19 protein-coding genes are annotated in these 23,403 nt (G+C 60.6%); 7 read left to right on the plus strand and 12 right to left on the minus strand.

Features of this window, described 5'->3' with window-relative positions:
• The first annotated feature begins 33 nt into the window (after positions 1-33).
• Together C1949_RS00285 and C1949_RS00290 are read left to right on the plus strand one after the other, a co-directional pair.
• The gene (locus tag C1949_RS00285; RefSeq protein WP_104736483.1) at positions 34-462 is read left to right on the plus strand and encodes a hypothetical protein; all 429 of its coding nucleotides are present in this window, start codon (positions 34-36) and stop codon (positions 460-462) included.
• 1 nt (position 463) lies between these two features.
• A complete protein-coding gene (locus C1949_RS00290) occupies positions 464-1,456 on the plus strand; it encodes a DUF2891 domain-containing protein (protein WP_104736484.1) in 993 nt (330 codons plus the stop codon).
• A gap of 9 nt (positions 1,457-1,465) precedes the next feature.
• Here the strand turns inward: C1949_RS00290 and C1949_RS00295 are convergent, their stop codons facing one another.
• Complete coding sequence (locus C1949_RS00295) at positions 1,466-3,112, minus strand: FMN-binding glutamate synthase family protein (protein WP_104736485.1); 1,647 nt, start codon at positions 3,110-3,112, stop codon at positions 1,466-1,468.
• Between the two features lie 68 nt (positions 3,113-3,180).
• Positions 3,181-4,335, minus strand: coding sequence for an SLAC1 family transporter (locus C1949_RS00300; RefSeq protein ID WP_104736486.1), 1,155 nt, complete (start codon positions 4,333-4,335; stop codon positions 3,181-3,183).
• A gap of 157 nt (positions 4,336-4,492) precedes the next feature.
• On the opposite strand from C1949_RS00300, the gene C1949_RS00305 reads away from it, so the two are divergent.
• The 3 genes from C1949_RS00305 (at position 4,493) to C1949_RS00315 (ending at position 7,827) form a co-directional block, all read left to right on the plus strand.
• Positions 4,493-5,554 carry an AraC family transcriptional regulator gene (locus C1949_RS00305; RefSeq protein WP_104736487.1) on the plus strand — a complete coding sequence of 354 codons (1,062 nt, stop codon included), beginning with the start codon at positions 4,493-4,495 and terminating at the stop codon, positions 5,552-5,554.
• Between the two features lie 132 nt (positions 5,555-5,686).
• Complete coding sequence (locus tag C1949_RS00310; protein WP_104736488.1) at positions 5,687-6,739, plus strand: histone deacetylase family protein; 1,053 nt, start codon at positions 5,687-5,689, stop codon at positions 6,737-6,739.
• On the plus strand, positions 6,736-7,827 hold the full coding sequence (locus C1949_RS00315) for a polyamine ABC transporter substrate-binding protein (protein ID WP_104736489.1): 1,092 nt from the start codon (positions 6,736-6,738) through the stop codon (positions 7,825-7,827). The genes C1949_RS00310 and C1949_RS00315 overlap by 4 nt, the downstream gene beginning before the upstream one ends.
• A gap of 530 nt (positions 7,828-8,357) precedes the next feature.
• Here C1949_RS00315 and C1949_RS00320 read toward each other — a convergent pair.
• The 5 genes from C1949_RS00320 to C1949_RS00340 all read right to left on the minus strand — a co-directional run bounded on the left by C1949_RS00320 (position 8,358) and on the right by C1949_RS00340 (position 12,215).
• Entirely contained in the window at positions 8,358-8,939 is a 582-nt protein-coding gene (locus C1949_RS00320) for an NnrU family protein (RefSeq protein ID WP_104736490.1), read from the minus strand.
• A 62-nt stretch (positions 8,940-9,001) separates the two neighbouring features.
• Complete coding sequence (locus C1949_RS00325) at positions 9,002-9,688, minus strand: META domain-containing protein (protein WP_104736491.1); 687 nt, start codon at positions 9,686-9,688, stop codon at positions 9,002-9,004.
• A gap of 71 nt (positions 9,689-9,759) precedes the next feature.
• The gene (locus tag C1949_RS00330) at positions 9,760-10,557 is read right to left on the minus strand and encodes a PhzF family phenazine biosynthesis protein (protein WP_229744329.1); all 798 of its coding nucleotides are present in this window, start codon (positions 10,555-10,557) and stop codon (positions 9,760-9,762) included.
• Positions 10,558-10,646: 89 nt separating this feature from the next.
• Positions 10,647-11,717, minus strand: a complete 1,071-nt coding sequence (locus C1949_RS19510) for a DUF924 family protein (RefSeq protein ID WP_104736492.1) — start codon at positions 11,715-11,717, stop codon at positions 10,647-10,649.
• A 75-nt stretch (positions 11,718-11,792) separates the two neighbouring features.
• Positions 11,793-12,215 carry a VOC family protein gene (locus C1949_RS00340; protein WP_104736812.1) on the minus strand — a complete coding sequence of 141 codons (423 nt, stop codon included), beginning with the start codon at positions 12,213-12,215 and terminating at the stop codon, positions 11,793-11,795.
• A 272-nt stretch (positions 12,216-12,487) separates the two neighbouring features.
• Between C1949_RS00340 and C1949_RS00345 the strand changes: the two genes are divergently transcribed.
• Entirely contained in the window at positions 12,488-13,840 is a 1,353-nt protein-coding gene (locus tag C1949_RS00345) for a KamA family radical SAM protein (protein WP_229744328.1), read from the plus strand.
• A 73-nt stretch (positions 13,841-13,913) separates the two neighbouring features.
• Positions 13,914-14,309 (plus strand): YkgJ family cysteine cluster protein, encoded by a 396-nt coding sequence (locus tag C1949_RS00350; RefSeq protein WP_104736493.1) that lies wholly within the window; start codon positions 13,914-13,916, stop codon positions 14,307-14,309.
• 64 nt (positions 14,310-14,373) lie between these two features.
• On the opposite strand, the gene C1949_RS00355 is transcribed toward C1949_RS00350, so the two are convergent.
• The 5 genes from C1949_RS00355 to thiI all read right to left on the minus strand — a co-directional run bounded on the left by C1949_RS00355 (position 14,374) and on the right by thiI (position 23,091).
• Positions 14,374-15,285, minus strand: a complete 912-nt coding sequence (locus tag C1949_RS00355; protein WP_170062967.1) for an alpha/beta hydrolase family protein — start codon at positions 15,283-15,285, stop codon at positions 14,374-14,376.
• A 279-nt stretch (positions 15,286-15,564) separates the two neighbouring features.
• Positions 15,565-16,623, minus strand: a complete 1,059-nt coding sequence (locus C1949_RS00360; RefSeq protein WP_104736495.1) for an HD domain-containing phosphohydrolase — start codon at positions 16,621-16,623, stop codon at positions 15,565-15,567.
• Positions 16,613-19,477, minus strand: a complete 2,865-nt coding sequence (locus C1949_RS00365) for a hybrid sensor histidine kinase/response regulator (RefSeq protein WP_104736496.1) — start codon at positions 19,475-19,477, stop codon at positions 16,613-16,615. Before C1949_RS00365 ends, C1949_RS00360 begins: the two co-directional genes overlap by 11 nt.
• A 181-nt stretch (positions 19,478-19,658) precedes the next feature.
• Entirely contained in the window at positions 19,659-21,470 is a 1,812-nt protein-coding gene (typA, locus tag C1949_RS00370) for a translational GTPase TypA (protein WP_104736497.1), read from the minus strand.
• Between the two features lie 154 nt (positions 21,471-21,624).
• The gene (gene thiI, locus C1949_RS00375) at positions 21,625-23,091 is read right to left on the minus strand and encodes a tRNA uracil 4-sulfurtransferase ThiI (RefSeq protein WP_104736814.1); all 1,467 of its coding nucleotides are present in this window, start codon (positions 23,089-23,091) and stop codon (positions 21,625-21,627) included.
• Between the last annotated feature and the right edge of the window lie 312 nt (positions 23,092-23,403).

Genomic DNA, 23,403 nt, shown 5'->3' on the forward strand with positions numbered 1-23,403 from the left:
CAACATTACTGACCCGCGAGGCTGCTGTCACCTATGCGTTTTCTGCTTGCCGCCCTCCTTGCGCTGAGCCTCCTCGGCTGCGGTGCCTCCAGCCCTGACGAACGCCTGAACCAGGCCATCGACCAGCTACAGAGTGGGATCGAAGAGCGTGACCGCGGTGCCGTCCTTGACCTGCTGCACCCCGAGTTCATCGCCCAGAGTCAGTACGACCAGGACTGGGCCGACCGCACCTTGCGGCTGATGTTCTTGCGCAATCAGCGCATCAACGTGCTGGTCACCCAGCAGCGCACCGAGATCGACCCGGGCTACGAACAACGTGCCGAAAGCGAGGCCCGCGTCACCCTGACCGGGGCTGAGCGGCTGATCCCCAACAGTGCCGGCCAGTACGATATTCGTCTGCTCTGGGAGGATGTCGACGGCCGCTGGCTACTGCGCGACATCAACTGGCAACCGGTACGCTGAGATGTCAGCCGGGCCGGACCACGCTGCTCTGGCACGTATCGCCCTTGGTCATATCACCCGGGTCTATCCGCACAGCGGCCCACAGTGGCTGAACCGTGCAGCCGACTGGCAACCGCCCGAGCAGGCCCATCCGCTGTTCTGCGGCAGCTACGACTGGCATTCCTGCGTACACAGCCACTGGCTGTTGGTGAGGGTGCTGAACTGTGCTCCCGAGCTACCCGAAGCCGCCGCCATTCGCCAGCGTCTTGAACAGATCACTGACGACGCAGTCACCGCCGAAATAGCCACCTTCGAGCGTCAGGGTGCGAGCTTTGAGCGTCCCTACGGCTGGGCTTGGCTGCTGATGCTGCAGGCCGAACTGCTGCGCAGCAGCGAGCCGCTGGCAAGGCGTGCCGCAGTAACACTGCAGCCGCTGGCAGCCCTGCTAGCTGAACGCTTGCAGGATTACCTGCCACGCCTGCCCTATCCAATCCGCAGTGGCCAGCACAACAACACCGCCTTCGCCCTGCTGCTCTGTCTCGAATACGCCAGAACGGCGCAGGACCAGCAACTGGAGCGCCTGCTGCGCGAGCGCAGCCTGGCGTGGTTTGCCAACGACAGCGACTGCCCGGCCTGGGGCGAGCCGAGTGGCGAGGACTTTCTCTCACCCACACTGCAGCAGGCAGTACTGATGCAACAGGTAATGGGCGGAAGCGCTTTTGCCACCTGGCTGGATGCCTTTCTGCCAGAGCTGGCCGCACAGCAGCCGGCCACCCTGTTCCGGCCGGTTAACGTCAGTGAACGCAGCGACGGCAAGCTCGCCCATCTCGACGGCCTCAACCTCAGCCGCGCCTGGTGCTGGTTTCGGCTATCAGCCACACGGCCCGCACTGCTGGCCGTGGCCAAAGCCCATCTCACCGCAGCGCTCGGCCACCTTGAGGACGACTACATGGGCAGCCACTGGCTCGCTACCTTCGCCCTGCTGGCGCAGCAGGCGGCCAGTGAACACGCGTGACGCAAACGCTCAGCGCAGCTTGGTCTCCCGCAGCTTGAGCATGTAGTCCGGCGGCGCAAAGCTGTCGGCGCGCGCCTGGGCCCAGTACTTTTTGAACAGGTGCAGTTCTGCACGGCCATCCAACAGCACGCCCGGTTCAAGAAACTCGAACAACTCGCTGTACGACCGCACCTCGTACCGCGACACCCGCCGAATCACATGTTCAGGGCCTAACTCGCTCGGATGTTTCAGCCCGGCCGCCTCCAGCATATGCGCCAGCGCCAGCACGGTATTGCGGTGGAAGTGGTATACCCGTTCGCTCTTGTCCGCCACGTCCAGCCGGGCGCTGCGGCTCGGGTCCTGGGTGGCAACACCGCTGGGACACTTGCCGCTGTGGCAGCTCAGGCTCTGGATGCAGCCCAGGGCAAACATGTAGCCACGAGCGGCATTGCACCAGTCGGCACCGATCGCCAGGGTACGGGCAATGTTGAAGGCCGAGGTGATCTTGCCCGCCGCGCCGAGGTGGATCTTTTCCCGCAGATTGGCGCCCACCAGCGTGTTATGTACCAGCAACAGGCCGTCGGTCATCGGCGTTCCGAGGCGGTTGATGAACTCCAGCGGCGCAGCACCAGTGCCACCCTCACCGCCATCCACCACGATGAAGTCGGGATGCTCACCCGTCTCCAGCATCGCCTTGACGATGCCGAACCACTCCCACGGATGCCCGATTGCCAGCTTGAAGCCAACGGGCTTGCCGCCCGACAGTTCACGCAGTCTGGCAATAAACGCCATCAGTTCCAGTGGGGTATGAAACGCCGAGTGAGCCGCAGGCGACACCACATCCTGCCCCTCCGGCACGCCGCGGGCTTCAGCAATCTCGGCGGAGACCTTGGCCCCCGGCAGAATACCGCCGTGCCCCGGCTTGGCGCCCTGTGACAGCTTGATCTCGATCATTTTCACCTGTGGCAGCCGGGCGTTGCGCTCGAACAGCTCGGCATCAAAGCCGCCATCCGGCGTGCGACAGCCGAAGTAGCCCGAGGCGATTTCCCAGACCAGATCACCGCCGGGGCGCAGGTGGTAGCGCGAGATCGAACCCTCGCCGGTGTCGTGGTAGAAACCGCCCTTCTTGGCTCCGGTATTGAGCGCCAGAATCGCGTTGGCCGACAACGAGCCAAAGCTCATCGCCGAGATGTTGAATACGCTGACATCATAGGGCTGGGTAGTTTTCGGATGGCTGCCAACCCGCACCCGAAAGTTGCTGTCCGCGATGTGCACCGGCGCCAACGAGTGGTTCAGCCACTCATAGCCCTCTTCGTTCATTGGCATCAGCGAACCAAACGGTTTCTTGTCGAGTACGTTCTTAGCGCGCTGGTAGATCACGTTGCGCTGCTCGCGCGAAAACGGCAGCTCATCGGTGTCGGATTGAATGAAATACTGCCGCAGCTCTGGCCCGATCGACTCCAGCAGATAGCGCAGGTGCGCCAATACCGGATAGTTGCGGCTGATCGTCCGGCGCCGTTGAGTCACGTCCCAGAGCCCCAGCAGCGCCAGCGCCAGCAAGGGCACAGCGAGCACCCACCAGAGTGGCGATAACGCAGTCAGCGCCAGGCTGATCAACGCGCCCAGCACGCACAGCAGCCAGGTCAGATAACGGGTGGGAATCGCGGTCGGTTGCATTCAGTGGTCCTTGTCAGCGGGGCATCAAGCCAGAGGATTGATAACATATCCGCTCCGGCACTGCACGGTCAGCGCGCCGACACGGCCACCTGATCAGCAATACAGGGCGAGACAAACAGCTCGCCACGCCAGGCACCGCGCAGGGTCGCAGCCATCACTACTAGCCAGAGCAGCGCCAACAGGCAGACCAACCCGGTTCCAAGGTGCGAGAAAAAGGCCAGTTGCAGCGTTTGCCCCAGAGTCAGCGTCGCCAGGGCATACACCCCGAGCGGAAAGGTAAAGGCCCACCAACCCAGGTTAAACGGCATGCCCTCACGCAGATAACGGCAAATGATCAGCAGCGCCAGCAGCAGCCACCATAAACCCAGCCCCCAGAGCAACAACCCGCCGACTACCCCAAGGCCGTGCGCGACCACACCGACGCTGGAAAGGCCTTGGGCGGCAAAGACCTCTGTTGCTGCCTGACCCAGCAGCAACAGCCCGAGCGCACCAGTCCCCAAGGGCCCCAGTGCCAGCAAGCTGGACGCCGCCATATTGCGGTGCGGCAACTTGTGGACCGCCATGCGCAGCAACAGGATCACCAGAATGCTCAGCGCGACCGGTACCGAGCAGGCCCAGAGCACATAGCTGGTCACCAGCACGGCATAGGCCTGCTCCGCTGCCAGCCAGGGAATCAGTACCCCACCACTCGCAGCAGCGACCTCAGCGGCCACCACTGGCAGCAGCCATACCGCGGTCATCTGGTCGATACTGTGCTCCTGACGGGTGAACATCAGATAGGGGATGCCGACACCGCAGGCCAGCGCCAACGCCACATCCAGCCACCACAGAGGCAATGCCAGCGTCATCGCGGCCTCGCCCCAGAGGGCGACCCCATGACTCGGCAGGCCATTGATCAGGGTGGCCAGCCCCATCGGAATGGTACCAATAAACATCGATACGGTAGCGTGGCCGAAGATGCGTCGCGCCTCATTGAAAAACAGCAGCCAACGGGCGGCATACAGCCCGATGAACAGCGTAAAAAGCAGCAGGTTCAGCAGCCACAGCGCCTGCCCCAGCAATGCCGCGCCCGGCAACGCAAGGTGCGGCAGCGCAGCCGACAGAATGCCAGTGCCCATGGTGACGGCGAACCAGTTAGGGGTGAACTGCCGAACGACCTCCCGTGGGTGGCTCAACTGCCCTAGCGGGCGGCAGCAGGCAGTGTTGAATGGCATACGGGGCATGGCGGCACTCCAGCGGTAAATTCCATTTCATTCTACCGACCTTAAATATCGATATAAGCGCATAATTCCTGTTTCGCTTATCGGTTTTACCGAACACCAAGAATGACTGGCACTCTTTGTGCTTCACTGGCAACAGGCACCACACGAGCGCAGTCACATGATTCGATCCGATACCGCCTGCCAGGCACCCGACCGCAGATTGATCAGTCTGCAGAGCACCTGCCTGATCGCCAACTGGCTGGAGGAGCACAATCTGCCTGTTGAACCGGTCCTGGCGGGTTCCGGACTTAGCTCAGCGGACCTGCAAACCCCGGCTCTGCTGATCACCCCAGAGCAGGAGCAGCAGGTATTCGCCAACACGGTAGCGCTGACCGGCGACCCGCTGATCGGCCTCAAGCTCGGTCAGCGCATGCGGGTATCGGCCTATGGCCAACTGGGCTATGCGATGCTGTCGGCACCAACGCTGCTCGATGCCTTGCAGGTCATGCTGGCCTTTCCGGTGTTACTCGGCAGTTACTTCCGGCTGCAACTGGAGACCCTCCCGGATGGTCAGCTGGCGCTGCGCGCCGACCACTATCACGAGTCGCCGGCGCTGCGGCTGTTCAACGTCGAACTCTGCCTGTCCTCCATCAAGGCGATGCTGGATGATGCGCTGGGCGGCCAACTTATGATCAGCGCGGTACACCTGAGCGGCAGTCCACCCGACCACAGTGACCAGTACCGGGACTACATGGGCGACTGTCCTCTGCTTTGCGACCAGGACGCCGAGCGCCTGGTGTTCGCAGCAGGCACGCTAAATGCTCCGTTGCCGCTGGCTGAACCGGTCACCCACTTCGAGGCCAAGCGCCACTGTCAGACGGTACAGGACAGCTTCTGCCCCGAGCCGTCGCCGCTGGTCAGCCAGCTGCGCGCGCAGCTGGAGCAACAGCTGGAAGCGCCACCCACCCTTGAGCAACTGGCCAACCAGCTGCACTGCACCACACGCACCCTGCGGCGCCACCTGCAACGTGCCGGCTGTGGCTATCAGCAACTACTCGATCGGCTGCGCTTCCAGCGGGCCAAGCTGCTGCTTAATCGCGAGCAACTGCCGATCTACGCCATCGCCGAACAGCTCGGCTTCAGCGAGACGGCCAGCTTCCGTCACGCATTCCAGCGCTGGTCCGGCACCACGCCACGCGCCTGGCGGCAGAGCCAGCAGCCACCGCACAGCGCATTCTGACCCGAAGAAGCGGTCTTTCCCGGTCAAAGCACTGTCCGTTTCGGTCCCTTTTCTGTCCCTCTGCAGCATTTCCCGCGGCCCTGCTGAGCGCCATGATCAATGGCAACCCAGCCACTCGCCACAGGATTTACCATGCAGACGTTCTACAGCGACGATCACCGCCTGCACCACGCCAACGCCGAACTCAACGAGGGTCAGCTCATGCCCTGCTTCGAGAAGCCTTCGCGCGCCGATATGGTGCTGGAACAGGTGAAACGAACCGGTTTGGGGCCAATCAGCGAACCGCAGGACTTTGGACTGGCGCCGATCAAGCGGGTACACAGCCCGGATTTTGTCGACTTTATCCAAAGCGCCTGGCAACGCTGGAGCGCATTGGGCCGCAGCCACGACATGCTGCCGCTGGCCTGGCCGCTGCGGCGCATGCCGCCGCGCTGCCCGGATGACATCGACGGTCAGCTCGGCTATTACAGTTTTGACGTTGGAGCGCCACTGACCGCCGGCAGCTGGCAAGCGATCTACAGCAGCGCCCAGGTAGCGCTCAGCGCTCAAGCCCAGCTGTGTGCCGGTGCACGCAGTGTCTTCGCCCTGTGTCGTCCGCCGGGGCACCATGCCGGCATCGACTACATGGGCGGCTACTGCTACTTCAACAACGCCGCCATCGCCGCCCAGGCGATGCTCGATCAGGGCGCCCGCAAGGTCGCTATCCTCGACGTCGACTTCCATCACGGCAACGGCACCCAGGACATCTTCTACCAGCGCCCGGACGTGCTGTTCACCTCGATCCACGGCGACCCGCGCAACGAATATCCCTGCTTCGCCGGCTACGCCGATGAACGCGGCGAAGGCACCGGCCTTGGCTACAACTACAACTACCCGCTGCCCGCCGGCAGCGACTGGAATGTCTGGTCGCAGGCCCTGCGCGACGCACTGCGGCAGATCGCGGGATTCGGTGCGGATTATCTGATCGTCTCGCTCGGCGTGGATACCTACCTGGCCGATCCGATCTCCAGCTTCAAACTCGACAGCCCCGACTACCTGAAGATGGGCGAACTCATCGCTAGTCTCGGGCTGCCGACGCTCTTTGTCATGGAAGGCGGCTACGCCGTGGAAGAAATCGGCATCAACGCCGTCAACGTCCTTACTGCTTTTGACGCAACCGTCACGACTCAAGGAGAAGCACAATGAAACTGGCAAGCAAACTCGGGCTGATTGCCCCGCTGGCCGCGCTGTCATTCAGTGCGCTGGCCGCCGATCAGGTAAAGATCTACAACTGGTTCGACTACACCCCGCAAGCCACGCTGGACGGCTTCCAGGCAGAAACCGGTATTGTTCCGACCCTGGACACCTTTGACTCCAATGAAGTGCTGGAAGCCAAGCTGCTGTCCGGTCGGTCGGGCTACGACGTGGTGGTGCCAAGCGACAGCTTTCTCGCCAAGCAGCGCCAGGCTGGCGCCTTTCAACCACTGGACAAAAGCCTGCTGCCGAACCTAGGCAACCTCAACCCGGACCTGATGAAGGTGCTGGAGGGCAGCGACCCCGGCAATCAGTACGCCGTGCCCTACATGTGGGGCACCAACGGCATCGGCTACAACCCGGAAAAAGTCCGTGCCGTGTTGGGTGACGATGCCCCGGTCGACTCCTGGGCGCTGGTCTTCGATCCGGAAAACATGAAGAAACTGTCCGAGTGCGGCGTTGCATTCCTCGACTCGCCGTCGGAGATTCTGCCCGGTGCCCTGCACTACCTGGGCCTGGACCCGAACAGCACCCGCAGTGAAGACTACGACGCTGCCGTCGCGATGATGAGCAAAATCCAGCCCTATGTGCGCTACTTCAACTCCTCGCGCTTTCTCAACGATATCGCCAATGGCGAAATCTGCGTTGCGGTCGCCTGGTCCGGCAGCATCCTGCAGGCCAATTCACGCGCACAGGAAGCCGACAATGGCGTCCACCTTGAGTATCGCATTCCGAAGGAAGGGGCACAGGTCTGGTTTGACCTGATGGCGATTCCGCAGGATGCACCCAATCCCGCTGCAGCCCACGCCTTCATCAACTATCTGCTCAAGCCCGAGGTAGTAGCCGAGATCAGTAACGTGGTGGGCTACGCCAACCCCAACGCAGCCGCGACCGAGCTGGTCAATGAAAGCCTGCGCAACAACCCCGGTGCCTATCCGCCGGCCGATGTACAGGCCCGCCTGTTTACCCTCAAGCCGCTGCCCCTGGCCGCTGAGCGTGTGCGTACCCGTGCCTGGAACCGGATCAAGACCGGACAATAATTCCAGTCTGATTTGAGCCAATAAAAAAACCCGCAGCGATGCGGGTTTTTTGTCTTCCGCAAAATGTCAGGGACACACCATCGCAGCCGCTGCTCGCGACAGCTCAAGGGTGCGACACTAACGTGAGATATAGGGCTAATGGCGACTGGATCAGCGTTGCGCCATCGGCAAGTCTCCATTTCGCCTTCACGGCGAGCCAAGGGGGGGTGCTTGCCCAGCCCCCCTTGGCGATCCCCCCGGGCACCCGGCTACGCGGCCCTGCGGGTTCGCTGCGTTGCTCGGCTTGGCAGGGGCCGGCAGAACTCGGCTCTGCGAGCCTCAAACAGGCTGCCGTCCTTTTCCCTGCCAATCCTGTGCTACTCGCCCGCGTAAACGGGGAGTGGGTCCGTGCAGTCTTCACATCCTGCAACACCCTGATCGTTCCGACGCCTGCGTGCGGTGGGTCTGACAGGGCCTTATCTTGACGCCAAAGACTCCCGATCAGACAACAAAAAACCCGCATCACTGCGGGTTTTTCATGCCTGCCGGGATCACACTCCCATCGGCTTAACCCCAATCCAGGCGCCATGCAGGTAGAAGGCAAAGGCCGCCCAGGCGACCAGACCGACCACCACAACCACCGCATCCATCACCGGCTTGCCCTTGCCGTAGCCGACACCCGCCGCGCGATCGCGCTTGCGCGAGACCACAAACAGCGCGGTGGCCCAGGCCAGGAAGCCGCCGAACAGCAGCAGGTCAGCCAGCGAACCGTTGGCAATCAGGTGGGCCAGCGCCCAGAACTTCACGCCCAGCAGCATAGGGTGACCAACGCGCGCCTTGATACAGGAGCCGGGAATATAGGTCGCAGCGATGAGAATGAATGCAGGAATAGTCAGCAGCGCAGCCACATGGCGTGTCCAGACCGGCGATATCCACAGCCAGGTGGGGCTCATGCGGGCCTGGCCGTAGCCGTAGATGATCAATACAAAACCGACAATCGACACCAGCGCGTAGATACCCTTCCAGGCCAATGGCCCCTTGGCGGCAATGAAGGACGCGCGTTTTTCCGCGGCGAACAGGCGGGCGGAGTGCATGCCCAAAAACAGTATCAGGCCCAGAATCAGCAGCAGCATCACGGTACTCCGTTGTTATGGTTTTGGTTCACCGGCCCGATACCGGGCCGGACGCTGCCATCTTACTCCAGCCGAGCCTTCAGGGAACCGCCCTCATCACCCTCAAGGATCAGGGCACCGGTTTCATCAAGATGGAAACGACTGATCTGCTCCAGCGTCTGCACAAAACGGGTCTCCTGCTCGTTCAGCGCTGGCGCACAGGCACGCCGGGTGGTCGCCAGTTGCGTCAGCTGCAGGCTGCGGCCATCGACCTGATAGGCGCCGACGTAGTTGTTGCAGCTGGCGCGGCCGGAGACGCGACCGTCGTTGCCGAAGTTGAGCGTCACCCGTGAGCGATCAATGATGCCGCCACGGTTGATGTCCTCAACCACCCACTCACCGGCTTGCAGCACCAGCGCCCCGGCCGGCTCACACTCGGGCAGGCTTTCGCCCCGAATGGTCAGCAGGCCCTGATCGCCCTTATTCCAGAAACTGGTCGAGCTGTCATCAGGCGCCTCGTAGCGGGCACCTGAGGCGGTAACCACTCGCTCCAGCAAAAACCGGCCCTGCATTGCCTCAACCAGCGCCTGATCGCCCGTCAGAGTAACTCGCACCGGTGTCCGGCCACACTGCAGGATCATCACACCGCGCTGCGGAATCTGCTGCTCAGGGGCAACAACCTCCGCGGGTTGGCTGTCGAGGCCACTGCACCCCGCCAGCATTGCTGCACTGATCATCCCGGCTGCCAACACTGCCTGCCGTAAATTCATTCTGCCTCTCCCTGTTTAATTCAATGCTGCAAGCATAGCCGGTTGGCCCTCCCTATCGGGATGCCTGGATCTCAATCCGGCAAATGAATGCAGCCTTCAAGATAGAGCACCGCGTAGCCGCTGATGCGAACTCGCTCAGCCTCGACCTGACAATACAGACGGCCGCAACGCGCGGATGCCTGTACGGCAACCAACCGGTCACGTCCCAGTCGCTCGGCCCAGTACGGTGCCAGCCCGGCATGAATCGAGCCGGTCACCATATCTTCCAGCCCGCCATTGGCCGGCCAAAAATAACGCGACACAAAGTCCACGTCGTGTCCGGGTGCAGTAACCACTACATCGCGCGGTGCCAGCTGGCGGATCAGCTCCGGATCCTGCTCGACCGCGCGCACCTGCCCCTCATCAGCATAAACAGCAAACCACGCCTGACGGCTGACCAACACCGAATCCGGCCTGATCGACAGACCGTCGAGCAACAATGCAGGAGCCTCCTCTACCGGTACCGGTGCCAGCCGCGGCGCATCCATGTGGATCAGCCCATCGGTTTCACGGCTGAGGCTCAGCTCCCCCACCGCTGCCGCCCGAAAACGCAACACTTGGGTATCCGGGTTCAGCCGGAACAGGACAAACGCGGCAGCCAGCGTGGCATGGCCGCAGAAGTCGATCTCGGCCAGCGGCGAAAACCAGCGAATGGCGTAGCCACCGTCAGCCTGTTTAACCACAAAGGCGGTTTCAGACACATTGTTCTCAGCCGCAATCGCCTGCATCAGCTCTGCCGACAGCCAGTCGGCCAGCGGCACAACGGCGGCGTAATTGCCACCAAACAGGGTGTCGGTGAAAGCATCAACCTGAAAGATCGACAATTGCATGAAACATCTCCGGCAAAAGACTCAAGCCTACGCCATCACATACGGGGCGTCGCAACACAGTTTGCTCAGCGTTCCGGGGTACAGTTTTGCTAGAAAGCGCTGCCCTTGGTACGCAGAAACGCCACCTCCTCCGCTGTGCTTGGCCGGCCAAGAATCGCGTTGCGATGCGGGTAGCGGCCAAAACGCTCGATAATCTCCCGGTGCCGCTGCTCAAAACGCAAGTTGTCTTCCAACCCTGGCGTGCTGAACAGCTTCGTTGCCTGTTCATGCATACGCAACGACTCGCTATGCATGAACGGCATGTACAGGAAAGCGCGCCATTTTACCGGCAACGGCTGGTCCGCGCCTTCAGCCACAGCCTCCTGCGCCAGGACCAGCGCCATCCCATCGGCGGCAAAGGCACGTGGCGTATCGCGCCAGATGTTGCGTGAAAATTGGTCCAGCACAATGATCTCGGCCAGCCGCCCCAGTGCAGTACCACGCCAGTTCATCAATTCACCGCGCACCGCACGTTCGTGCAGATCGCCAAAACGGCTACGGATCAATTCATCCAGCGCCGGATCCTTTTGCCACCACTGAGCCGGGCGCAGCTCAGCAAACCAGAACGCCAGTACTTCATCCGCCGCCGACATCACCGTCTCCTGGTCAATCACTTCAGAGGCCGAGGCAATTCCCGGCATCTGGATCAGATCAGTCACACCCGGATCGGTTCCCAATTGGGACAACAGTGTAGTGAGTTGCCCACGGTGATGGGTCTGATGATTGAAGAAGTGAGTCAGCGCCAGCCACAGCGGATAGCAACGCGGCTCCGGGTTGACCAGGCTCGTGTACCGCAGCTCACCCGCCAGCCGCGCCGGCGACAGGGTGCCGACCCATTCAATGATCCGCTCATCCATCATCTCGCGCGCACGACGCAGCTCGGCAAACCCGGCATACAGTTCGGTATCGAGCGCCGGAGCAGAGAAAGGCTGACCGGTAAAGCGTCCCATCCACAGGTTGTCGGCTAGCAGGATGTGGTTCAGCGTGCCATGAATGGAGCCGAAAAATGCCCCCCGGGGAGCCCGCCGGTCAGCCTCCTCAAGCGTCTCACACAACGCATAAAGCCGCTGATTCATCCACTGGTTATAGCGCGCGAGGGCTATTAGCTGGGCGTAATGCATGGGCTCTCCTTGATCACGATGCTCCCTGCAGTCGACACGGCTAAGAGCCGTCTGTCCAGACCCTTTTGCCTGTCGTCAGTCAGGGTCATGCAGGAAGCCTCGACACACCACCGCCAGCTTGTTGCCATCCGGGTCGCGTACATAGGTACTGTAAAAGTCCGGATTATAGTGCTCGCGCAGCGCAGGCTCGCCTTCGCTGCGTCCGCCGTTAGCCAGTGCCGCAGCATGAAAGGCTCGTACTGATTTCCAGTCGGGCGCCGTAAAGGCGACCATCACCCCATTACCGACCGATGCGGGCTGGCCATCAAAGGGCTTGCACAGCCAGAGCGCCAGCTCCCGGGCTCCGCAATTCTCGTAACGCCCCCAGCCGACCCAACCGTCCCAGTTTTCCTCATCCGGCGTAGACACCCGGGCAATACCGAGCGTCGCCATCACCGCGTCATAAAAGCGCACCGCTCGCGGCAGGTTGTTGGTGCCCAGGGTGATATAGGTAAACATGGCGAACTCTCCAAGCAAAAACCGGGGCTTCAGCATAACCAATTGCGGGGTACCAGGTCGTTTTTTAGACATCAATGGATCATTTCGCTATCATGCTCGACTGCTGAACATTCAGCCCATCACTATGATCATTGCAAATTAGCCAATGATCGACGCTTTTTTTCGCCGTTCACTCCAGTTTGTCGGCTTACTTTCATGCACGCGCACTGCTTCTCAGCAGCCTGCCCGATGCGACCTATTGTTTTTTACAAGAAAGATACAGACGATCCTCTATGCCAAAATCCAATCTTTTAGCCGTTACCTCCATCACACCTGATCAGTTCAACGTCAACCAGCTGCGCCACCAGCGCTTCAAGGTTTACACCGCCAAGCAGCTCGACCAGATTCCGCAGCTGCAGCAATTGAGTGCAGAGCAGCGCTTTGAAATGCAGGTTGTCGCCAGCGTCCTGCCGTTCCGGGTCAATCAGTACGTCATTGACGAGCTGATCGACTGGCAGCAGGTGCCGGCCGACCCGATTTTTCAGCTAACCTTCCCGCAACGCGGCATGCTCAAGCCAGAACACTACGACCGGGTTGCCAATGCCATGCGTGATGAGGTCGGGGCCGCCGAGTTGAAGGCGCTGATCAGCGAAGTCCGCGCTGAGCTGAACCCCCACCCGGCTGGCCAGCTGGAACACAACATCCCCAAACTGGATGGCGAGGTGGTAGAAGGTTTGCAGCACAAGTATCGCGAGACCGTGCTGTTCTTCCCCAGCTCCGGCCAGGTCTGCCACAGCTACTGCACCTTCTGCTTCCGTTGGGCCCAGTTTGTCGGTGACAAGGACCTGAAGATTGCTGCCCGTGAATCCAACCAGCTGCAGGACTACCTGCGCGCTCATCCCGAAGTGACCGACGTACTGGTCACCGGCGGCGACCCGATGGTGATGAAAACCCGCAACCTGCGCGCCTACCTCGAACCACTGCTCAGCGATGAATTTGCCCACGTCCGTACCATCCGCATCGGCACCAAGGCACTGACCTTCTGGCCCCAGCGTTTTGTCAGCGATGACGATGCAGAGGACCTGCTGGCCCTGTTTGCTGAAATCCAGGCCGCCGGTAAACACCTGGCGCTGATGGCGCACTACAACCACTGGAAGGAGCTGGAACCGGAGGTGGCCCGCGAAGCAATCCGTCGTGTCCGCGAAACCGGCGCGCAGATTCGCGCCCAGGGCCCGCTGCTGGCACATATCAATGACGACGCCAGCGTCTGGGCAAGGCTCTGGCAGACCCAGATCGAGCTCGGCATCATCCCCTACTATATGTTCGTTGAACGCGATACCGGGGCACGCCACTACTTTGAGGTGCCGCTGGTCAAAGCCTGGCAGATCTACCGCGACGCCATGCAGCAGGTCTCGGGTATCGCCCGCACCGCCCGCGGCCCCTCCATGAGCTCGCACCCGGGCAAGGTGGAAATCCAGGGCGTCACCGAGATCAATGGAGAGAAAGTCATCGCCTTGCGTATGATTCAGGGCCGCAACCCCGACTGGGTACAGCGCCCGTTCTTTGCCAAATATGATGAGCAGGCCACCTGGCTCAACCACTTGAAGCCAGCATTCGGCGAAGAACGCTTCTTTTTCGACGAGTAACCCGACGACGCCCGGTGGTTTAGCACGCCGCCCGGCTCTTTTATAATGCGCGCCTCATCCCTTGGGGCGCTGCATGAAACCGCAACTGATTCCCGCCGCCGACATCGACCGGCTAGACACCTGGCAGAAGTACCGCAAGGGCCTGTGCGATAGCTGCAACGCCAGTTGCTGCACGCTGCCGGTAGAGGTTCGGCTGGACGACCTGATTCGCTTGGAACGGGTAGATGAATTCGAACGTGGCGAGCCACTAAAGCAGATCGCCAAACGCCTGCAGAGAGAAGGTGTCGTCGAGCGTTTTCACCAGAAGAGCGGCGTTTTCACCCTTAGCCGCATGAGCAACGATGACTGCCTGTTTCTCGATGCCCGCAGCCGGCGCTGCACTGTCTACGACAAGCGCCCTGCGACCTGCCGCAACCACCCGCAAGTCGGGCCGCGCCCCGGTTTCTGCGCCTACCGACCAAAACCCTGACCATCAGCCACAAAAAAGGCGCCGACCCGACGAGGGGCCGACGCCTGCTCCTTGAACCCGGAACTTAGTACGGGCAGTTGCCGCGATAACCGGAGATCTGGAAATCCGAAGTATGGTTCGGACCACAGAGGAACTGCTTGTAGCGGTTGTCTTCATCCAGATGCAGTTTCATCCAAGACACGCCCAAGCGGCCCAATACATCGTTGTAAATGCTGCCACCATTGGCACAGAAGTGGCTGCCACCGTTAATTTCCACAAAGGCCTTGTCGATGTTCGACGGCAGCGAATTGTAGAACGGCGATGCGTGCTGGAAGACCGGCGCGATCACATCCGCCTGACAGGCAAAGATCAAGGTCGGCGCCTGAGCGCGGCTGGCGTAGTAGCTGGAAGTATCCCAGGGTGCCAGCGGAATGGCAGCCTTGATACGACCTTCGCTGGCCACCCGCAGGGTACCGCCACCGCCCATCGACCAGCCGACTACACCGAGGCGATTGGTATCAATCATTCCGCGCACGGGGCTTGTGCTCCGGCTGTTCTGGCTGATCAGGTAATCCAGTGCGTTATTGATCTGACGTGCACGGCTCGGCGGCTGATCAAAGCCGGTGTTGGTGTCAATGGTCATGACCACAAAGCCGTAGGACGCCAGTTTCGGCCCCCACCAGTCAATCGACGACTCGGCAGAAACAAACCCGGGAATCACCACCACCGCTGCCATGGTGCCGGTAGTACCGGTGGGGTAGTAAATGGTGCCGCCGCCAAAGCCGCTGACCAGGCCGGATACGCGGCTGGAGCGCACGCTGTACTGGCCGCGATCGGCTTCGAGGAAGCTGACGGATGGATCCGGGCCGCGCTGGTAGCTGGAACCACCGCCGTCACCAGGATCGGTCGGCGGTGGATTGTTGGCCAGGGCAGACATCGAAAACAGCAGCGCGCCAGCGCCACAAATGGCAAGGATGCCTTTTTTGCTGAATGGCATGAGGTGTAGCCTCCATGAATCGTGCGTGGTTTTTGTTGTTGGGTACATCACGATCCGGCCTGCGCCGTTTCGGACCTCGGGTTGCCTGAGCGCTACTCTAGCGCCGCTCCCGACCAACACCAGCACCCATTCAGGTGACTTACCGGCAAATCCACCCTTTCGGGCGATGGCCGCTCCGGCAGCGGCCAACTAGTATCCTGTCTGCAATAAGCGAATCCCGTTGCCCGCCGCTCGGACCTCAGGTTGCCGCCTACAGTCCCAGCACCGAGCCAACGCCGATCAGGGGTCGCTCAGCGATGCCCTGATGAACTCGATCTCGTCAAATAGTCCAGCCATGATTTCTACCCCTGCTGGGTCAAAATGCTTACCCGACTGGGAAAGAATGTAGGCCTGTGCCTTCTCTGCGCTCCAGCCTTGTTTATAGGGTCGCGAACTGCGCAGCGCATCATAGACATCGCACAGCGCAACGATGCGCGCCGAAATGGGTATTTCTTCCCCCTTGAGCCCGCCAGGATAGCCGCTGCCATCCCACTTCTCATGGTGATTGAGCGCAATTTCCGCAGCCAGCTCCAGCAAGGAGGATCGACCGCTATCGGCAAGAATGTCGTGCCCGATACGCGCGTGCCGCTTCATGATGTCGAACTCGTCCTCAGTCAGCTTGCCCGGCTTGAGCAGAATATGATCAGGTATGCCAATCTTGCCAACATCATGCATGGGCGCGGCGAGCCGCAACAACTCTACCCAGGTCGCCGGTGCGCCAATCGCCCGTCCTAGCAAGGCGGCAGTTTCACCTATCCGCATAATGTGGTTGCCGGTCTCGTTGTCCTTGTAATCTGCCGCCCGGGCCAGCGCCCGAATCACTGCCTGGTAACTGTCACGCAGCCGCGCAGTGCGCTCCTCGACGCGCATTTCCAGGGTCTCCCGCTCCTGCTGCAGCAGGCGATGGGCGAAACTCAAGTCCAGACAGTTGCGCACGCGCAACAGCAGCTCAGGCAAATCAACCGGCTTGGTCAGGTAGTCGTTGCCACCCAGGTCCAGGCCGCGTCGACGACTCACGGCGTCACCCAACGCCGTTACCAGTATTACCTGCTGCGCACTTCGATCGCGGTCGCGCAGCGCCTCCAGAATGGCAAATCCGTCCGGCGCCGGCATGTCCAGGTCCAGCAGCAACAGATCCCAACTGTTCTGCTGCAACCAGGTCAGACCCTCGGCAGAATTGCTAAAGCCCTTTACCTGACCAAGACCCATAGTGTGCAGGCTGGATTGGAGCAAGCGCAGGTTGGCCGGAACATCGTCAATCACCACCACGGTCGCACGACGCAAGACGTTACTCAGCATGACCAGCCTCCCGTTCCAGCAACACGTTCACCAGCGCGTCAAACTCGTCACTGTCCAGGGGCTTGCGCACCAGCCCCTGACACTCACTTACCAGTTCATGGACCGACGCCAAATTCGGTGCATCGGCCAGCAGCAGCACTGGCAACGCCAGGCCCGCCTGCAGCTGACGCAACCGCTGCAGCATCGATACAGAAGAGGAATCCACCACTGCCTCATCGATCAGCACCAGGGAAGGAGGACTCTCCGCGGCCTGCTCAAGCAACTTACCGGCGTTGCCGACCCTAAGCCGCGCCCGCTCCCCGAGCACCTCACGCACCTGCTCAATCAACACCTCATCATCGCTGAGGCAATAGACCAGCGGCCCACCAGACCGAGGCAGGGCTGGCGCCGCGCTCAGCGGCAATTCAACCCAAAACCGGCTGCCGACCCCAGGCTCGCTGTGCAGGCCAATGTCTCCTCCCATCGCGCGGGCGTACTCACGACAGATGGACAAGCCGATTCCGGTTCCCTGAATAGCGGTGTTTTCCCGCCCCAGTCGCTGGAACGGCTCAAACAACAGCGCCTGATCCTCGGGCTCGATACCCATGCCCGTGTCCTCGACCACCAGACGCAGGCGAGCGCCAAACACGTCAGAGTACAGCCGCACACTGCCCCCGACGGTGTTGTATTTCTTGGCATTCGATAGCAGGTTGATCATTACCTGACGCAGCCGCCGAGGATCCGCCATCACGGTCACCCCCTCGGGCGGCGGCACAACCTCAAGGGATAAGCCCTCCTGGCTGATCGCGAGCCGCACCATTTCGGCACTTTCATTCATGATCTGGGCAACATCGGTCGGCATCAGCTGCACGCGCCGGGCATCTACCTGAATGGCTGACCAATCGAGGATGTCACTCAGCAGCGTATTGAGGTGCCGGCTTGCCAGCAAGATTTCCTGAACGTATTCCGAGGGTTGCCCACTTTCCTGACTGTCGAGCTCCATCAATTGGGCAAAACCGAGAATCGCGTTCAACGGCGTACGCAGCTCATGACTCATGCTGGAGATGAATCGCGCCTTCGCCAGGTTCGCTGCTTCTGCTTCGTGGGTCGCCGAGCGCAAGTCACTTTCAATGTGCTTGAGATCATCGATGTCTACATGAGTACCGGCCAGCAGCAGTACCTCGCCGGTAGCCGGATCCTGCTCAAGGACACGGCCACGGCTGAGCAACCAGTGATACACCCCCTGAGCATCAGCAAACCGGAATTCCGCAGCATACTGTGCGCGGCTGCTCAAAGCCGACTCCTCCGCGCTCAAGACTCGGGCTCGATCATCGGGGTGAATCCGGGCGCGGAACATGTCCAGCGGCACACGCCCGACTGGCAGCCCGAAGCGCTCGCCAAAGCGCCCGCGCAGCTCTATTTCCCGGTCACCGACGTGCCACTCCCAGATGCTCTCGGTGGTACTGTCGAGCACCAGCTCAATACGCTGTTGGGCGGTACGATTGAGTTCCTGGCTGCGCTCCAGCTGCAGTCCAATTTCATGGGTGTGGCGCGCCATGCCGTCGAGTTCGGCGATTTCCGAGTGCACCGGCTCCGAGCGCCAGCGCTCGGCACCGATGTCTGTCATCATTCGAGATATCCCTTCAATCGGAACCAGCAACCGCTCCGTCAACCCTCGGGCCCGAATCCAGAGAAACGCAAAGAACACCACATAGAAGGCGATCAAACCGGCGATCAGCAGCATGCCTATCTGTCGATAGTGGCTCGCCATCTGGTTGGTCTGAGCAAACAGCAAATCTTCATCCACCACCGTCAACAATTGCCAGCCGGTTTGCTCGACTTCGGTCCAACCCACCAGTAGCGCCTTGTCATTGAGCATCAACTGCTGCACACCGTTGCTACGCCCCTTCAGCACCGCGGCCAGATCAACTGTTTCCGCGCGCTGAGCCAAGTTGAAGTCATCCGGCTTGAATATTTCCCGGCGAATCGCATCCTGATAGGAGTGCGTGGTCAGCTCACGCAAGCCAAAATCCCGCTCGGCGGGCGCAGGCATTGCCATGATGTTGAGGTCCTGACTGACCAGCATGGCATAGCCGTCCCAGGACACCGGCAGGCTGTTGATCTCGGTCAGAATACCGTCGACGGTGATGTCGACACCCACCACACCCTCAAGAAAGTCGCCACGGTAAACCGGAGCGATCGCCGACATCATCCAGCCCTGACCGGCCGGGTCCAGATAGACATCCGTCCAGACCACCCCCCTGCTCGGGTTATGCTCGGCGTCGGCTAGATAGTAGAAGTTGTAGTCCGGGATCACCATGTCGTGCGGATACTGATCCGCGGTGGCAAACCAAGGATAGATGTGGTTGTAGTTATCCCAGCTATTGAAGTAAACACTGGCAATCAGCGGGTTGCTCCGCTGCAACTCACGCATGACCGGATCAAGCGTCGCCATGCGATGGATCTTGTTCCTGTCCTGCCGGGCCGGCGGCGTTGCGCCCGAGTAAAAAAACGCGCTGCCACCGTTGTCGGCCGGGCTGTAGGTCACGCCACTATCAATGGTTTTGGCGGATACCGGCGGGGCAGCCATAGGCGCCGTCAATGTCTCCGCCACCAGATTGCGATAGCCATTGGCCAGCGACGCTACCTGCTCAAGACGAGCATTGATCACCCGCGCCTCCAGCCGGGCTGCGCCGCTCAGCTCTGTCAGCGCAGTCTGCCGCAGATAGGCAGTCTGCTCGTCACGAATTTCGGAGTTACTGAACAGGTAGATGGCAATCAGCGCCGCTTCCACCAGCACCAGCGGTACCAGCGCACTGCGAATAAAGGCGCGCCAGATCCACTGCTGCAGTCCGATGTGCCGATTTCCACCCATTATTGTTATCCCCGAGCAAACGATGCGAGAAGGCTTTTTGATGTCAATATAATATCACGCAGACGGTTCAGAGCTCCCCCTCAAACAGTAGCCATTGGTCGCACATCCCGCCAACTCGGACCCGCAGACATGAAAAAACCCGCACCGGAATCCGGGGCGGGTTTTTCAGTCACAGCGAGGCTCAGCTCTTGCTGGCACGCTTGCGGTCGGTCTCGCTCAGCAGCTTCTTGCGCAGGCGAATCGACTTCGGCGTCACTTCGACCAGCTCGTCGTCATCGATAAACTCCAGCGCCTGCTCCAGAGTGAACTTGACCGGCGGAACCAGCTGAATGGTCTCATCCTTGCCGGAAGCCCGCATGTTGTCGAGCTTCTTGCCCTTGGTCGGGTTGATGACCAGGTCGTTGTCACGGCTGTGGATACCGGCCAGCTGACCTTCATAGATCTCCTGACCCGGCTCCAGGAACAGCTTGCCGCGATCCTGCAGGGTTTCCAGCGAGTAGGTCAGCGCCTTACCGGTCGCCATGGAGACCAGCACGCCGTTCTGACGGTGGCCCACTTCACCCTGCTTGATCGGCCCGTAATGGCTGAAGGTGCTGGTGATGATGCCGGTACCCGAGGTCATGGTCAGGAAGCTGTTACGGAAGCCGATCAGGCCACGTGCCGGCACCACGTACTCCAGTCGAATGCGGCCCTTGCCGTCCGGAACCATGTTGCCCAGGTCGCCCTTGCGCAGACCCATCTGCTCCATGATCGGCCCCTGGTGCTGCTCTTCGATGTCGATGGTGACGTTCTCGTACGGCTCCTGCTTCTCACCGTCGATTTCCTTGATCACTACCTCAGGACGGGAAATACCCAGCTCGAAGCCTTCGCGACGCATGGTTTCGATCAGCACCGACAGGTGCAGCTCGCCACGACCAGATACTTTGAACTTGTCAGCGCTGTCGCCTTCTTCAACGCGCAGAGCCACGTTGTGCAGCAGTTCTTTTTCCAGACGCTCTTTGATGTTGCGGCTGGTGACGAACTTGCCTTCTTTACCGGCGAACGGCGAGTCATTGACCTGGAAGGTCATGCTTACGGTCGGCTCGTCGACGGTCAGCGCCGGCATGGCTTCAACGTTTTGCTGATCGCACAGGGTGTCGGAGATGAACAGCGGGTCAAAGCCGCTGATGCAGATGATGTCGCCAGCCTGAGCTTCTTCAACTTCAACGCGCTGCAGACCGTGGTGACCCATGATCTTCAGGATACGGCCGTTGCGCTTCTTGCCCTGCGCATCGATAGAGGTCACCGGCGTGTTGGTCTTGACCTTGCCGCGGCGGATACGACCGATGCCGATAACACCCAGGAAGCTGTTGTAGTCCAGTGCCGAGATCTGCATCTGGAACGGGCCGTCGAGGTCAACGTCCGGAGACGGCACGCGATCAACGATGGTCTGGAACAGCGGGGTCAGATCCTCAGCCATTTCTTCCGGGTCCATACCTGCAATACCGTTGATTGCGGAGGCGTAAACGAACGGGAAGTCCAGCTGCTCGTCGGTAGCGCCGAGGCTATCGAACAGGTCGAAGACCTGGTCGATAACCCAGTCAGGGCGGGCACCCGGGCGGTCAATCTTGTTCACGACAACGATCGGACGCAGGCCGGCCTGGAAGGCCTTCTGGGTTACAAAGCGGGTCTGCGGCATCGGACCGTCAACCGCATCAACCAGCAGCAGTACCGAATCAACCATGGACATCACGCGCTCAACCTCGCCACCGAAGTCGGCGTGGCCGGGGGTGTCGACGATGTTGATGTTGTAGCCGTTCCACTTGATGGCGGTGTTCTTCGCCAGAATGGTAATGCCGCGTTCCTTTTCCTGGTCGTTGGAATCCATGATCCGCTCGGAATCCAGTTCCTTGCGATCCAGGGTACCGGACTGACGCAGCAAAGCGTCGACCAGCGTGGTTTTGCCGTGGTCAACGTGCGCGATGATGGCGATATTGCGGAGATTCTCGATCACTGTGAGCGTCCTGGGTGATGCGGCGACAGCCGGCATACTGAAAAAAAGAGGGGGGCATTATACAGACCCAAAGGTGACAATGGGTGTTTTTTGTTCAAAACACCCTGCCATTACTTCAATTGCGCCGAGCAGAACAGCTGCCCGGTGATGCTATTCAGCGCTTGCTGCTGCCGCCCGGCCGCAGCACACGTACATTGCCGTGACCTTCATCCAGCAGATATTGGGCATGCAACTGACTCATGACCCCTTTCTCGCAATACAACAGATAGGCGCGAGAAGGGTCGAGTTCGGCAAAACGACTATTGAGGGTATAGAAAGGAATCGACTGCACTTCCACCCCGTCCAGCTGCAGCGGCCTTAGTTCCTGCTCATCGGGGTGGCGGATGTCGATAACGATCTGGCCGGTCAGTGCCTGCTCGACAATTTCGACCGGCGAGCCGCCTTCCATCATCTCGCCCAGCTCGCTGCACTCGCTGTAAGCGGCATTCTCCACCGCCTGCGACAGCAACTCAAAGTTGAATCCGGCTTCAGCCGCCTCAACCCGCGCCACTGTGGTGCGAATAGCCGGACTGACGGAGATCACCCCGCAGTACTCGGGCATGCTGCTGGAAAATTCCAGCGTGCCGATACGCCGGGCCACATCGATAATGTCCAGCTTACTGGTAGTAATCAGCGGACGAATGACCAACCGCTCTGCCACCTTGTCGATCACACTCAGGTTCGGCAGCGTCTGACTGGCCACCTGGGCAATGGCCTCGCCGGTGACCAGCGCATCGATGCCCAGGCGGTAGGCTACCCGGTCTGCGGCACGCAGCATCATGCGCTTGAGCACCACACCCATCTGGCTGTTTTCAACGTTCTGCAGAATCTCGGCCACCACCCCTTCAAAGGGAACGCTGACAAAGCGCAGGCGGTGACTGGTCGCATAACGCTCCCACAGGTAATGCGCAACCTGACGCACACCCAGCTCGTGGGCTCGGCCACCCAGATTGAAGAAGACGAAATGCGGCAGCAGGCCTCGCTGCAGCATCTGATAGCTCGCCACCGTGGAGTCGAAGCCGCCTGACAGCAGGCTAAGCACCGGCTCCATGGTTCCCAGCGGGAAGCCGCCCATACCTTCGTGACGCGCCTGGATCAGATAAATTTTCTGATCACGAATCTCGACATGCACTTCCACTTCAGGATCTTTCAAGGACACACCGGCTGCGCCGCACCGGGTATTGAGCGCGCTGCCCACCTTGATCGCGACATCCTGCGAGCTGAACGGATGGGTACCCACCCGCTTGCAGCGCACCGCAAAGGTCTTGCCGCGCAATTGATCGCCGACATTGGCCACACAGAGCTCGATTAACTCATCGATGGTGCCGAGCGGATACTCGTGCACCTCGAAGCAATGCGAAATGCCCGGCGTGTTGCGCAACCGTTCGATACAGCGCTGCTGCAGCGCCGGATCAGGCCCCAGATTGACTTCGAGACTGTCCCAGTTCCCGTTGACCCGGGCTTGCGGATCAACCGCCGACAGCACCTTTTTTAAGTTGCCCTTCAATTGGGCAATGAAACGCTTGCGAACCTGACGGCTCTTGATGGTGATTTCCGGGAAAAATTTGATGATCAGTTTCATGGGGGCTGGCATATCGTGCGCAAAGCGCTGCATTATACGCGCAGCAGGCGCTCAGCGCTCGGCTAACTGCCGTGCAGACAACGCACCAACTTGGCGCACACCCACCGCTGAATGCACCAACAAGGTGCTCCAGAATGGTGCGCATCACCAAGTTTCAGAGCAAGAAGCGCCAAATACGGGGCTCACAGGCGATGCTCCGAAATGGCACACCTTTTGCTCACTTGTAATGCAACCGAGCAGCGGCCTGTCCGCTGGACGTTATATAAGGTGCCAGACCGGCTGTCTGGCAAACGATTCCTTTTGGAGGAAACC

The sequence above is a fragment of the Halopseudomonas oceani genome (genome assembly GCF_002903165.1).
In the GTDB taxonomy this organism is placed as follows: domain Bacteria; phylum Pseudomonadota; class Gammaproteobacteria; order Pseudomonadales; family Pseudomonadaceae; genus Halopseudomonas; species Halopseudomonas oceani.